General features: G+C 34.5%; 15 protein-coding genes and 1 pseudogene. 11 read left to right on the top strand and 5 right to left on the bottom strand.

The features are described 5' to 3' along the window. The first annotated feature begins 7 nt into the window (after positions 1–7). The 4 genes and pseudogenes from ACIQ7L_RS24125 to ACIQ7L_RS24110 all read left to right on the top strand — a co-directional run bounded on the left by ACIQ7L_RS24125 (position 8) and on the right by ACIQ7L_RS24110 (position 3,759). Entirely contained in the window at positions 8–922 is a 915-nt protein-coding gene (locus tag ACIQ7L_RS24125) for a D-alanine--D-alanine ligase (protein ID WP_400572266.1), read from the top strand. A 104-nt stretch (positions 923–1,026) separates the two neighbouring features. After that, a complete protein-coding gene (locus ACIQ7L_RS24120; protein WP_400572264.1) occupies positions 1,027–2,247 on the top strand; it encodes an aspartate aminotransferase family protein in 1,221 nt (406 codons plus the stop codon). A gap of 98 nt (positions 2,248–2,345) precedes the next feature. Next, positions 2,346–2,423, top strand: a pseudogene (locus ACIQ7L_RS24115) (DNA-binding response regulator); the annotation flags it as partial. Positions 2,424–2,556: 133 nt separating this feature from the next. Next, entirely contained in the window at positions 2,557–3,759 is a 1,203-nt protein-coding gene (locus ACIQ7L_RS24110) for an L-lactate MFS transporter (RefSeq protein WP_400572262.1), read from the top strand. Between the two features lie 79 nt (positions 3,760–3,838). Here the strand turns inward: ACIQ7L_RS24110 and ACIQ7L_RS24105 are convergent, their stop codons facing one another. Beyond that, the gene (locus ACIQ7L_RS24105; RefSeq protein ID WP_483861815.1) at positions 3,839–4,201 is read right to left on the bottom strand and encodes an IS66 family transposase; all 363 of its coding nucleotides are present in this window, start codon (positions 4,199–4,201) and stop codon (positions 3,839–3,841) included. A gap of 483 nt (positions 4,202–4,684) precedes the next feature. On the opposite strand from ACIQ7L_RS24105, the gene ACIQ7L_RS24100 reads away from it, so the two are divergent. Continuing rightward, on the top strand, positions 4,685–5,074 hold the full coding sequence (locus ACIQ7L_RS24100; protein WP_400572333.1) for a cupredoxin domain-containing protein: 390 nt from the start codon (positions 4,685–4,687) through the stop codon (positions 5,072–5,074). A gap of 111 nt (positions 5,075–5,185) precedes the next feature. Here ACIQ7L_RS24100 and ACIQ7L_RS24095 read toward each other — a convergent pair whose 3' ends face one another. Then, positions 5,186–5,650 carry a DMT family transporter gene (locus ACIQ7L_RS24095; protein WP_400572331.1) on the bottom strand — a complete coding sequence of 155 codons (465 nt, stop codon included), beginning with the start codon at positions 5,648–5,650 and terminating at the stop codon, positions 5,186–5,188. Between the two features lie 14 nt (positions 5,651–5,664). Beyond that, positions 5,665–6,087: a DMT family transporter gene (locus ACIQ7L_RS24090; RefSeq protein ID WP_400572260.1), complete on the bottom strand. Its 423-nt coding sequence runs from the start codon at positions 6,085–6,087 to the stop codon at positions 5,665–5,667. Between the two features lie 128 nt (positions 6,088–6,215). Between ACIQ7L_RS24090 and yeiL the strand changes: the two genes are divergently transcribed. The 4 genes from yeiL to ACIQ7L_RS24070 all read left to right on the top strand — a co-directional run bounded on the left by yeiL (position 6,216) and on the right by ACIQ7L_RS24070 (position 9,683). Further along, positions 6,216–6,908 carry a transcriptional regulator YeiL gene (yeiL, locus tag ACIQ7L_RS24085; RefSeq protein ID WP_400572258.1) on the top strand — a complete coding sequence of 231 codons (693 nt, stop codon included), beginning with the start codon at positions 6,216–6,218 and terminating at the stop codon, positions 6,906–6,908. Between the two features lie 73 nt (positions 6,909–6,981). Then, positions 6,982–7,719, top strand: a complete 738-nt coding sequence (locus tag ACIQ7L_RS24080) for a metallophosphoesterase family protein (RefSeq protein ID WP_400572256.1) — start codon at positions 6,982–6,984, stop codon at positions 7,717–7,719. Positions 7,720–8,024: 305 nt separating this feature from the next. Continuing rightward, positions 8,025–9,092 carry a flavin-containing monooxygenase gene (locus tag ACIQ7L_RS24075; RefSeq protein WP_400572254.1) on the top strand — a complete coding sequence of 356 codons (1,068 nt, stop codon included), beginning with the start codon at positions 8,025–8,027 and terminating at the stop codon, positions 9,090–9,092. Between the two features lie 342 nt (positions 9,093–9,434). Continuing rightward, positions 9,435–9,683 carry a hypothetical protein gene (locus ACIQ7L_RS24070; protein WP_400572252.1) on the top strand — a complete coding sequence of 83 codons (249 nt, stop codon included), beginning with the start codon at positions 9,435–9,437 and terminating at the stop codon, positions 9,681–9,683. Positions 9,684–9,913: 230 nt separating this feature from the next. On the opposite strand, the gene ACIQ7L_RS24065 is transcribed toward ACIQ7L_RS24070, so the two are convergent. Further along, positions 9,914–10,951 carry a serine hydrolase domain-containing protein gene (locus ACIQ7L_RS24065; protein WP_400572250.1) on the bottom strand — a complete coding sequence of 346 codons (1,038 nt, stop codon included), beginning with the start codon at positions 10,949–10,951 and terminating at the stop codon, positions 9,914–9,916. A 267-nt stretch (positions 10,952–11,218) separates the two neighbouring features. Beyond that, positions 11,219–11,359, bottom strand: a complete 141-nt coding sequence (locus ACIQ7L_RS24060) for a hypothetical protein (RefSeq protein ID WP_400572338.1) — start codon at positions 11,357–11,359, stop codon at positions 11,219–11,221. A gap of 249 nt (positions 11,360–11,608) precedes the next feature. Between ACIQ7L_RS24060 and ACIQ7L_RS24055 the strand changes: the two genes are divergently transcribed. After that, positions 11,609–12,271 carry a CPBP family intramembrane glutamic endopeptidase gene (locus tag ACIQ7L_RS24055; protein ID WP_400572248.1) on the top strand — a complete coding sequence of 221 codons (663 nt, stop codon included), beginning with the start codon at positions 11,609–11,611 and terminating at the stop codon, positions 12,269–12,271. Positions 12,272–12,331: 60 nt separating this feature from the next. Beyond that, a complete protein-coding gene (locus ACIQ7L_RS24050) occupies positions 12,332–12,820 on the top strand; it encodes a DUF1648 domain-containing protein (RefSeq protein ID WP_400572246.1) in 489 nt (162 codons plus the stop codon). Positions 12,821–13,021 lie beyond the last annotated feature (201 nt).

Genomic DNA, 13,021 nt, shown 5'->3' with positions numbered 1-13,021 from the left:
TGGAAAAATGAGAGTTGGCGTTATTATGGGAGGAGTGTCCTCTGAAAAACAAGTGTCCCTCATGACAGGGGAAGAAATGATTGCGCATTTGGATAAGAGTAAGTACGAAATAGTGCCCATTAAACTAAATGATAAAAAAGAGCTTGTTGAAAAGGGAAGAAATCTTGATATTGCATTGTTAGCACTTCATGGAGAATATGGGGAGGACGGTACGATTCAAGGTACACTGGAAACTCTTGGCGTTCCATATACCGGAAGTGGCATGCTATCAAGCAGTATTTGTATGGATAAAAATGTATCAAAAAAAATGATTCGTTATGAGGGCATTCAAACATCAGATTGGATTCATCTTTCAAATATGGAAGAGCTTCAGCTTGATGAAATAGATAAAATGGGGTATCCGTTAGTGGTAAAACCAAATTCAGGTGGCTCCAGTGTAGGGGTAAAGATCGTATACGATAAGGATTCTTTACTTTCCTCTCTTGAGCATGCATTCAAATGGGATTCTAAACTAGTAATTGAAAAATATATAAAGGGCGAAGAAATTACATGTTCTATTTTGGATGGAAAGCTTTTACCAATCATTTCGATTCAACATACGGCTGAATTTTTTGATTATCATGCGAAATACGATGATATCGCTACGATTGAAGAGATTGTAGAACTTCCGGCTACAACACATGAGCGTGTCGCTGAAGCTGCAATGACCTGCTATAAAGCATTAAAATGCAGTGTTTATGCTAGAGTGGGCATGATTATAAAAGATGGAATTCCGTATGTTATGGAAGTGAATACATTGCCGGGGATGACCAAAAATAGCTTACTGCCTAAAAGCGCCCATGCAGCGGGAATATCCTATAACAAGCTATTGGATATAATTATTGAAACCTCCTTACAGGTTAGAAGGAACGAAGGTTTTTAATAGCATTTTTTCCAACATGTAAATAGGGTGATGGTACAGTCAGTTCAGAAGTTGTACCAAAATTTCGTGTTGAAAAATGTGATTACACCTAGGAGGAATCACTCATGACCAATTGGTTTCAATTAGATAAAGAATATGTAATGTCTACGTATTCCCGTACGCAGATTGCTATAAAAAAGGGAGATGGTTGTAAGCTTTATGATGTGAATGGTAAAGAATATCTTGATTTATTCTCTGGTGTAGGAGTGAATATATTAGGCTACAATCATCCTAATATTATAAAAGCCACCTTTGAACAAGTTAAAAGATGCTTACATCTTCCTTTTCATTTTTTAAACCCAGTTGCTATTGAATACGCAAAAAAATTAGTCGATTATTCTTTAAAGGATGGGAAAGTTTTTTATACAAACTCTGGTGCGGAAGCTACTGAGGCAACTTTAAAACTAATCCACAAGTACAGACATATAACAAATCAAAAACGTGATGGAGTGATTGTACTCAAAGAAAGTTTTCATGGACGTACATTAGGTGCTCTTCACTTTACAAGACAAGAAAGTGTATATCAGAATTTTCCTCGTACGTCTATTCCTGTATATGAAGTGGAACGAGAGAATTTAGAGGAACTTGAAAGAACCATACTCAAAGAAAATCCGATTGCTATTATGGTAGAGCCAGTATTAGGAAGTGGTGGGATATACCCTTTGTCGGGTGGATATTTAAAAGGTGTTGAAAAGCTTTGTAGACAGTATAATATGCTATTTATTGTTGACGAGGTGCAAAGTGGTATAGGGAGAACTGGAAAATTGTTTGCTTATCAACATTTTGATATTACACCTGATATTATTCAATTTGGTAAAGGGGCGGGAGGCGGTACACCCTTAGGAGGGATAATAGTAGGTTCACGACTTTATGATATATTCTCACCAGGTGATCATGGAACAACATTCGCACATTCACCAATTGGTACGGCTTTAGGTCTAGCTGTATTAAAAACATTAATTGATGATGGTTTAATGCAAAAGTCTTATGAAACGTCCTTATATTTAAATGAAAAACTTCAAAAAATCCAGGAGGAAAACCCTTCTTTTATTAAAGAAGTACGTCATTGTGGAATGATGTTTGGAATTAGTATTCATGACACGAATAAAAACGTACAAAAACTACAGTTAGAATTACTGAATAAGGGTATGCTTGTGGACGTTACAAATGGTAATACGATTCGTTTACTACCCCCTTATATTATTACAAAAGCAGAAATTGATGAATTTATTAATCAGTTTATTTCTTGTATCCCCAAATCAGTCGCCTTGACAAGCAGGTTGTAATATATGTTTATTCTTTTTGCTATTTACTATTGTGGCGTTAGCATAAAGTCGCACCGTTATATCTCTTTAGCTATTATTTTAGTTAAAGGGTATTTATCATTTTTATGAAAGAGGATTCAAAAGTACCTGTAAGCCGTACTTATGCAAAAGAATTAAAGAAGCTGCTTCGTATTTAACAAGCAGCTTTTTGCATTTCATCCTTCTTTTTCTGTAACTGATTTCATATATTTGACGCTCTGTGTTGTAAGTGCTTACGGAATCGTTTACATCCTATACAATAAAGCTATCAAATCGAAAGAGGTGGATGGTATGAAAAAATCATCTATTAATCCGTGGCTTGTTGTCCTTGGTACAGTCATTGTACAAATGGGACTTGGAACGATATATACATGGAGCTTATTCAATCAGCCTTTAGTGAGCAAATACGGCTGGGGTCTTAACGCTGTTGCTATAACCTTCTCAATCACTAGCTTTTCTTTAGCATTTTCAACTTTGTTTGCAGGTAAATTACAAGAGAAATGGGGACTTCGTAAACTCATTATGGTATCCGGATTAGCCTTAGGAATTGGCTTGATGCTTAGTTCACAAGTTTCCTCATTATTAATGCTTTATGTACTAGCAGGAGTTGTTGTAGGTTACGCAGATGGTACAGCCTATATTACTTCACTATCCAATTTACTAAAGTGGTTTCCAGAGCGTAAAGGTTTAATTGCTGGTATATCTGTCTCCGCATATGGTACGGGTAGCCTGATTTTTAAATACATTAATGCAAAGTTCATTGATTCAGTTGGTGTATCACAAGCGTTTTTATATTGGGGCTTAATTGTTACAGTTATGATAGTGATAGGCGCTTGTCTTATCCATCAAGCCGCTGAACAAGATACAGTTCATGAAACAAAAAGTCGTGATTATACAACAAGAGAAATGCTAGGTACAAAACAAGTTTATCTGTTATTTATCATGCTATTTACATCATGTATGAGTGGATTATACTTAATTGGTATGGTAAAGGATATTGGTGTTCAACTCGTAGGGCTTAGCGCAGCAACAGCAGCTAATGCTGTCGCTATAGTTGCAATCTTTAATACGGTTGGCCGAATCATTTTGGGACCATTGTCAGATAAAATCGGCCGTTTAAAAATTGTTACCGCAACGTTTGTCGTTATAGCTACGTCTGTCTTTGTTCTTAGTTTTGTGGATTTAAATTATGGCATTTATTTAGCCTGTGTAGCAAGTGTTGCTTTTTGTTTTGGTGGAAATATCACTATTTTCCCAGCCATTGTTGGTGATTTCTTCGGTCTGAAAAATCATAGTAAAAACTACGGCATCGTGTATCAAGGCTTTGGTTTTGGAGCACTCGCAGGTTCTTTTGTCGGTGTAATTCTAGGTGGATTCAAACCAACTTTTATGGTGATTGGCGTATTGTGTGTCGTGTCATTTATTATCGCTATTTTCATTCAAGCACCTAATCAGCAAAAAGAAAAACAAGAAAATTATCGCAGTGTAGCGTGATTTAAATTTTTATTACATTCTAAAAGTAAACGTAAAGTAACTCCAAAATATAAAAGTTGATTTTGGAGTTATTTTTTGTTTACTTCACTTTTTTCCCCTTCTGTGAATCAGGTAAAGCCTTTAAGGCTTCATCAAACTTCCGTCTGGCATGTGCCCAACATTCCACAAGAGTAACTTCTGGTACTTGATGATAATCACTATATTCATCTACTTGTAAATACCCTTGAAAACTAGCTAAAAAACGTTTCGGATGTTCCCCTGCTTCTTGTAGGTTGATAGTCATAGAGAACGATAGGGATGTCCTCTCGTCCTGTACTGTATAACCACAGATAGGACTTGGTTGTTGCTGCCTAGGTTCGCATAAGACTTGGAAGGTTATTTCGTCTGCATGAAGGATGGTTCGAGTAAGTAGATGCTCATGCATCCTTTCATACAAAGCCACTAACCAACAATCGGCCCCATATAATAATCAATTTTCCATAGTTTGTCGTGATAAGAAGATTCCCATTCTTTCTTTAATAGGTGCCTTTTCATAAAAAACCTCCACATGTAGTATGTCAGGAGATTATCTCATGAGTTATTTACAAATAGTAGGTGGGGAATTTTACAATAAAGTCGTTTGAAAAATAATAAAGTTGTTAAAAAAATGCGGGTCATTCTCTTCAACAATCGGACCAGATTAGTGAAGATCAACTTGAAGATGATGAAAATATTTTGTTTGAATGTGAAGTATAACAAATAAACGAATGGTGCAGGTTAATTGAAGAAGAATGGATTCCAGAAGATCGTCATTAGAGTCGATCTTTTTTCTTTGTCACTGTTTCAGATAAAAGAGTTACTATTTGAAGCACGTTGGAACTCTATTGATAGTGATACTATTTTATGAATGGGAAAACAATAGTGCTTAGGAAAGGAAGGATTGCGAATGTCTGTGAAAAAGTGGTTAACGGGATTGGTCGTTTTGCTTGTGATGATTGTGGTTGTGACAACTCCAGGCTCACTCAGTGTATTTGCCGAATCCGGCGTCGTAACACAGCCTATTGAGTCAGTGAAAGTGATTGAGGTCGAGTTGAACGATGATTACTTTAATCCGAATGTCATCACTATTCCGATTGGAAGAACGACAAAGTTGATATTGAAAAACCAAGGTAAGAAAGAGCACACCTTCACAGTGAAAAAGCTTGGAATTGACGCCGAAGTCCAACCAGGAAAAGAAAAAACCATTACCGTGAAACCTAATGAGCCCGGTACATATGAACTGATATGTCGGTACCATTTTCAAAAAGGGATGGATGGAAAGGTAATAGTCAAATAACAAGCAGGGCCAATCGGTCGCTATTGTTGAACCTGAAGGTATTCGTACAAAAAAGGAATAAGTCCGATGTAAGCGAGCGGATTCATTCCTTTTCTATTTTTTTGTATGCTATTAGAGTTGTACCTTACTATTTTTTATAGGTTCGTACGTCTTATCTAGTATTAAATTATAAGTGAGTCCAAGTAATACTAAAAAACCACCGATTATTTTACCGATAGATACATCGCTTGATGTAAAGAAATCAATTACTACTCCCACAAATAATTGCCCTACAAAAATCAACAATGTTAAATAGAAAGAAGATATTTTAGGAGTAATATAGTTTGATAATACAATTACAATAACACCGACTAAACCGCCTAAATAGGCTGCGAACGGTATAGATTGTAATGTGGTACTGGACACATGAAGAGATTCACTACTAAAAAGTAAAAATATAAAAGAAAAAAATAGTCCCGTAATATAGTTAAAAAACGTTCCTTGGAAAATCCCAATCTTTGCTGCTAAGTTAGCATTAATAATTCTTGCAATTACAATAGAAACCCCCGCTAAAATAGCGATACAAATATATAGCATCATTTCACCCTCCATTAAAAAATAGTCATTACAACGATTCCAGAAGAAATCAGAAGTAATCCAATCATTTTTTTCTTTTCAAATTTTACAACCTTCATCCCTAATAGACCGAAATGATCGATAATAATAGATGATACAGATTGCCCAAGTAAACTTAAAGCGATTGTGATAGAGACGCCAAGTACTGAGAAGCTTATATTACTAAACAGTACGGTAAACACTCCGATAGCTCCTGCACTATAAAGGTAAAGAGGTATCCCTTGCTGCATACGAAGTTTGGATTTGCTAACAAGTAATACAATAACAATGGCAAATAATCCAACGAGATGAATCATTACACTAGACATATAATTCCCTGTAATTTCAGATAAGATGCCATTTAAAGGAATCATAATGGCGATGAAAGCACCTATAATGATTGAGAGTAAATTATACAATTACGTTTCCCCCTTACAAATTTACATGTAATGTATCATGATTAAATCGTGAGTTACTATGACATATGTCATAGTGAAAAGAAAGAATTTTCTTTATAATGAAAAAGAGTTACAGAGGTGGGGGATCTATGAAGAAAATAAGCAATTCTCATAAGTTAGATGATTATGTAAGACAGAATCATATTGAATCATTTTTTAGTAATGACATGAAATCATATATGGAACTATTACTCTTTAAAAAGAATGAACATATTTGTAAGGAGAATGAAGATATTCACTATTTATATTTCTTTGTTGAAGGTAAAGCAAAGGCATATAACACATTAAGTAACGGGAAATCTGTATTATTATGTTTTTATGATGGATTGCAAATATTAGGAGATGTAGAATTAATTCACTCTCAAAAAACAACATCAAACGTCCAAGTGATGGCAGATTCTTATTGTATTGGTCTACCTTTAGAAAAGGTGAGAGAGCAATTGATTCACGATGCAACCTTTTTAAGATGTATTTGTAGTTCTTTGGCTCAGAAATTAAATAGACTTTCAAAAAATAGCACAATTAATTTACTGTACCCTCTTGAGAATAGACTAGCAAGTTACATTCTTGCGACCGGGGAAAGGATTACTCATTATGAACAAAGGATTATATTTAATGGAAATTTAACTGAGACATCGGAATTATTAGGAACAAGCTATAGGCACTTACTGCGAACATTAAATACGCTTTGTGACAAAAGTGTAATAAGAAAGCATAATGGATATTTTGAAGTAATAAACATTGGACTTTTAAAGGAGCTTGCGGCAGATGTTTATAAATAAACTGAGTGTAAATGTAGATGTTGGAAGTTTTTTTGAAAGAATATATTAGAATTTTGGAATGGCAGGTGCTCCTATGAAACAGAAAGTAGCTATTATTTCAGATATTCATGGAAATAGTTTTGCGTTAGAAGCGGTATTAAAAGATATCTTACGTCGTAATGTTGATTTGATTTTTAATTTAGGGGATAGTGTGTATGGTCCCATAGATCCTGTAGGAACAATCAAGATTTTAATGGAGCATAAGATGAATCATATTAGAGGTAACTGCGATCGAATGCTATGGGAGTCAGTACAAGATTCATCAGTTACGCTAAATGAAGTAAAAATGTTATTAACAACTGAGCATTTAAATTGGCTAAAGGAACAGTCTTCTCAATATATTATGGAAGACATTCTATTCTGTCATGGAACACCAGATTCGGATGAAATATATTTGCTAGAAAAAATGACAGAAGATGGCGGGATATTGAAGACTACAGATGAAATTATGAAACACCTTCAAAACATAGAGCAACAAATAATCGTATGTGGACATACTCATATTCCTAGAGTTGTATATTTGCCAAACAGGAAAGTAGTTATCAATCCAGGGAGTGTTGGTCTTCCAGCTTACAAAGATGACTGGCCCATTCCTCATAAAATGGAATCAGGATCACCGCTCGCTAATTATGCAGTACTGGAAAAGGAATCAGCACGGTGGATTATAGAACAAATTTCAGTACCATATGATTGGGAGAAAGCTGCTGAGCGTGCAGAGTATAATGGGAGAAATGATTGGGCGGTGGCGTTACGAACTGGACGAATGGAATAACAATCTTGAGATGAAAACAAACCGAAGATCAGAAGTAGCTTTAGTGTTTTCTGGCGAGAAGTAATTCAAATATAAAGTATGTGGATGTTGTAGCATAGATTGTTTATCTTTTAAATTTTTAAAAGCACCATCTTAGTGATAAGGAAAAGTTTCTTATCACTAAGATGGTGCTTTTTTACGTTTACATGTTGAGTAGAAAGAGAAATGTTTTCCTTGATTTGTAAAAAGAAAATTTATATGATGGAACCAAACATATGAACATATGAACAATTGTTCATATGTTCATGATAAAAGGGGATGGAAAAATGTTAGATGTCATTATAGTAGGGGCAGGTCAAGCTGGTCTAGCTATGGGGTATTATTTGAAGCAAGGTAACTATAATTTTGTCCTATTAGATGAAAAAAAGAGGATTGGTGATTCGTGGAGAAATCGATACGATTCTTTACAATTGTTTACAACAAGAGCGTATAGTGCATTACCAGGTATGAAGTTAGATGGAAGTCAAGATGAATATCCTACGAAAGATGAGATTGCAGATTATTTAGAAGCGTATGCACAATATTTTTCTTTGCCAGTGAAGCTAAATACAGATGTTTTAAAAGTAAGAAAACGGGGGAATGAGTTTGAGGTATATACTCCTAACGAAATTTTAAAATCAAAAAGGGTTATTATCGCATCAGGTGCTTTTCAGCAACCGTTTATTCCTCAAATTTCTCACAATCTTTCAAACGATATATTTCAAATTCATTCTTCACAATATCAATCACCATTGCAAATTCCAGAAGGGCCAGTTCTTGTAGTAGGGGGCGGGAATTCAGGTGCACAAATTGCCGTAGAGCTCGCGAAATCGCGTGATGTTATGGTTGCTGTAAGTCATCCTCTTAGCTTTTTACCACTAAAAATTATGAGGAAGAGTATTTTTTCTTGGCTTGAGAAAATAGGATTATTATATGCCGGAATAGATACAAAACGGGGAAAGTGGTTTCAAATGCGGAAAGATCCTATTTTTGGTTTTGCATGCAAACAGCTTATTCGCGATAGAAGAATAATAGTGAAACCCAAAGTAGTAAGTGCGTTGCAAAATGAAGTCGTTTTTTCAGATAATAGTGCATTTACTGTTCAGAATATAGTATGGTCTACAGGTTTTATACCAAATTATCGATGGATTGAAATAGAAGGTGCAATGAATGAAGTAGGGGCACCAATTCATTCAAGGGGTGTCAGTCAAGTGAATGGATTATATTATATAGGCTTACCTTGGCAATCCCAAAGAGGGTCAGCACTTCTTTGTGGTGTAGGTCGGGATGCAGCATCTTTATTTTTAATTTTCCAAAAAGAAGATGTAGCGCTGAATAAAATAGCAAAAAAATAGACCGGTAACAAATTGCACCGATCAACTATATGTACATGAATTAGGAGAGGTCAAGCTCTTATTAGCCTTATTATAATGCATTCTATTACATGCTGAAACTGAAAAATACCCTTGATATGTTGAGAAAGTTTTTTTACACCGAAATATATAGAGAATTAAGAAGATTACAGAGAGAATGCATAGAAATTTGTACTGTGAGTTTTAATAGGTAATTTTCAGAGAATGATAACACCATATTACATATTCTTTTAAAATATGATAGATTTTAAATATAAACATATTTGTTAAAATGTGTAAAATTACGAGGTGTAACATAGCCATTAATAGAGCGAGGGATATAATATGAAGTTTGATGATCAGCGTTTACTCGGAATTCGTTTAGGTTCTTTACTTGTAACGGAAGAAAATCAATATTTAGTGATAAAGAAAAAAGAACATTATTCCTTATTAAACATTGAAACATTAGAGTGTACACCGCTTGAAGTATCATTGGAGCATCTTGAAGAAATGCTTCACGAGGATTTTCAAGAAAGCATAAAGGAAATCATTGCACCGGAGCATTTGAAAATTGTAGCTAAAAATAGTATATAAAGTAAAAAAACTGATTTCCAGCTTTTTTATGATGTTAGTTTACTAAATTTAGAGAGGAAGAATAAATCATAAGACAATTCGAATTATGATAATAAATAAGCAAAGTGAAAAAAGAAGAATGATAATTGGATGAAAAATGTAATGTTACTTGTCAGAATTAAAAAAGCTAGCCTTTTGCTAGCTTTTTTAAAATTATAGTCCTTATGATTGTAAGCCATTACTCAAGCTTTCTATAGTTCTAATGAGTTAATAATATCCCCAATAATCCCTTTCATCTGATGAACACCTAAGTCTGAATTTGTCATAATGACAGCACCAGTCTTTTTATATGGATATGCAATGATCATACATTGAAATCCAATCCCCCAACCAAGTGAAGTAATCTCTAATTCTTGGCCTGAAGTATCCAAAAATAATCCTAATCCAGTCCAACGTGAACACCCTTGCGGGGAAATCATTTCCTTGATTATATTCGGGGAAATTCCTAGTTTACTAGATTCCTGTAAAGATTGGATAACTTCTATTACTAAGGCAGCTAAATCTGTTGGGGTTGACCACAGTCCTGAAGCAGCTGGATAGGGATAGAATGGATATCGTTCATCTACTAGATGTCCCTTTTTATTATGACCACAAGCAAAGTAGTCATGTTTGTCTTCTTGTGGAGGATATTCTAGCGTACTATGTTTCATATTTAAAGGTTCGAATATGAATTCTTTTACTAGTCGCTCAAATGATTTCCCTGTGACATCTTCTATTAATTGCTCTAATATACAAAAACCTGCATCCGAATAGTGAGATTCACTTTCTGGTTCATAACTGATCTCAATAGGTACTGGGCAATATGGTGTGTTACCTTGAAGAAGTTCTAGCATTGTAGGTTTTCCTTGAGCAGAATGAAATAGATCAAAACTATTGGGAGGATCGATAATTCCAGATTGATGGCTTAATAGATTTCTTATAGTAACTTTCTTATTACGGGTAAATTCATTTTCAGGAATCTTCCAGGAAACAAGTTTCTTATTCACATTTTCATCTAGGTCGAGCATTCCTTGATCCGTTAATTTCAATACGAGCATCGCTGTGAGGAATTTGCTTATAGAACAAGCATTAAAAACAGAATTTACGGTAACTTTTCTAGCAATTCCTGTCTCAAGTAAACCAAATTCTTCAGCGTGATCTAGTTTACCGTTACGAATAATAGCTAAACTGAGTCCAGCTACAGGATATTGCTTCATTTGTTCGTGTATAGTTGTGTTTTTTAGTTTCATGAAATGATTCTCCTTTTTATACTTACTATATATTGAACTACTCCCACCTACCTCTGCATGAGCTTGAGCTAGGTGGGAGATTCTAGTGTTTCTGCCTTCGCAAAAACACTTCCTTTTGTTCAACAAAAAGGATACACCGATTTAGAAATTCAGTAGTGTCCTTAGGTAAGACGACCTCTTTTTGTCTTCCGAGGAAAACAGAAAGGGTATAGCCACTTTCTTCCTATTGAGAACAAGATGAAGACTATCTGTATGCAACTTACGGTTTCAGTGTTTTTCTCGGACGATCATTTGAAACGCATATCGTTTCGCTGTATTACATGTTTCTATTGTCTGTGTCAATCTATCTACCATTTCATGCGGTACATCTGTCTTATAGATTCGCTTCGGAAAATACGCTTTCTTCACCTGTTCTCACCTCATTTTGTTTGATAAGACAATTATACACCGAAATAAAACGTACGTTCTGAATAAATGCAATTTTCTTTTAAAAAAGAAAAAACTGATTCATCCCCAACCTTTACTTCGTTTAGAGGAAGGGGTCTCCTCGGTTAAAATGACAAAAGAAATGTTAAATACAGGAATATGATGAGGGATGTCGTATTTAAATAAATTGGAATAAAAATTTTAAGATTAATATATAAGGGAAGAGTCTGATTGGTTTTTTCATTAGAGCAAAGACGAAATCGTATATTTGTATTGGTTTCGCCTATTTTAATCATTTTATTAGGGTATTTAGGGACAAAGTTATGCTATCTATATTTGAAAGAATGGACTTGGATTGTAACAGCGGTTTTATATTGGACATTGATGGGGAGTATGCTCTTTATTTTTTGTACAAAGGAAGATGTAAAAGGGTGGTTTCAAAAAGGTAAGCAGAGCAAGCCTTTGTTTTTCCTAGCAGTTCTGATTGGTATTTTTCCGATACTAGGAATTTTATTGCTAAATTATGATTTATTGATAGAGTATCCATCGTATATTTTGTATTGGATTTTGTTTGCTTGTATAAATCCATTGTTTGAAGAGGGGTACTGGAGAGGGCTTGTTTTTGATGCGGGTAAAGGTTTTTCTAAGAGTGTAGTAATAATTTATTCAACTTTGTTGTTTGTTGTTAGTCATCCGATGATGTGGGGCGTATTTTCTATTGCGAATCGATCGAATCAATTATACATATCACTTTTCATAATGGGGATTGTATGGAGTGTCATTCGTTTAAAAACGAACAGTTTACGTTATAGTCTGTTTGCTCATTTTTTAGTAGATATCGGAAATATGACTGTGTATGTATTTTTGAATTTATATATTCCGCCGCAAATGTAATAGGAAATGAAAGAATTTTACTAGAAATTATAAGATGAATGTAATAAGGGGAGATTCAATATGAAAAAGACTATTCAAATTCCAAAAAAGAAATTTGAAACATATATAGAAATACTTCTCTTTGTTTTGTTGTGTAGCATATTTATATATATTTTTTATATGTGGGCGGAATTACCAGAAAGGATCCCTTCTCATTTTGATGGTATGGGACGCCCTGATGCTTGGAGTGGAAAAGAAAGTATCTTACTCTTACCCATTATAGGTTTGTTTTTGTTTTTTTTATTCTGTCTGTTAAATAAAATTCCTCAAGTACTAAATTATTCTACGAACGTTTCAGAAGAAAAAGCACCTAAATTATATGTAGAGGGAAGAAGGATGATGATTGCTTTAAATATTGAAATTACTTCTTTTTTCGTTATTGGTACATGGAAGGAAGTACAAACTGCAATAGGAAAAGCGGATGGATTAGGTGGCTGGTTTTTGATAAGTTTTTTAGTGATTTTATGTAGTACTTTAGTCGTTTCTATTATTCGATTCCGCCGAGTGTAGAATGAATAGGTTATAAGAGGGATAGGAATATGGAATTTTGGATTGTGATACCGGCTGTTCAACTTTATTTCCCCCAGTTGATATGTGAATTATCTCCAGATTGGCACTATTAAAGAAGGGCTGCTAACCCGATATTTATTTTAATTTATAATGTACTTGGTACTGTAGTATTCCTATGCTTTGCATGGATTTGCTATAAAC

The sequence above is a fragment of the Bacillus sp. NPDC094106 genome (assembly GCF_044764345.1).
Classification (GTDB): domain Bacteria; phylum Bacillota; class Bacilli; order Bacillales; family Bacillaceae_G; genus Bacillus_A.
This window is presented reverse-complemented; position numbering and strand designations above follow the sequence as displayed.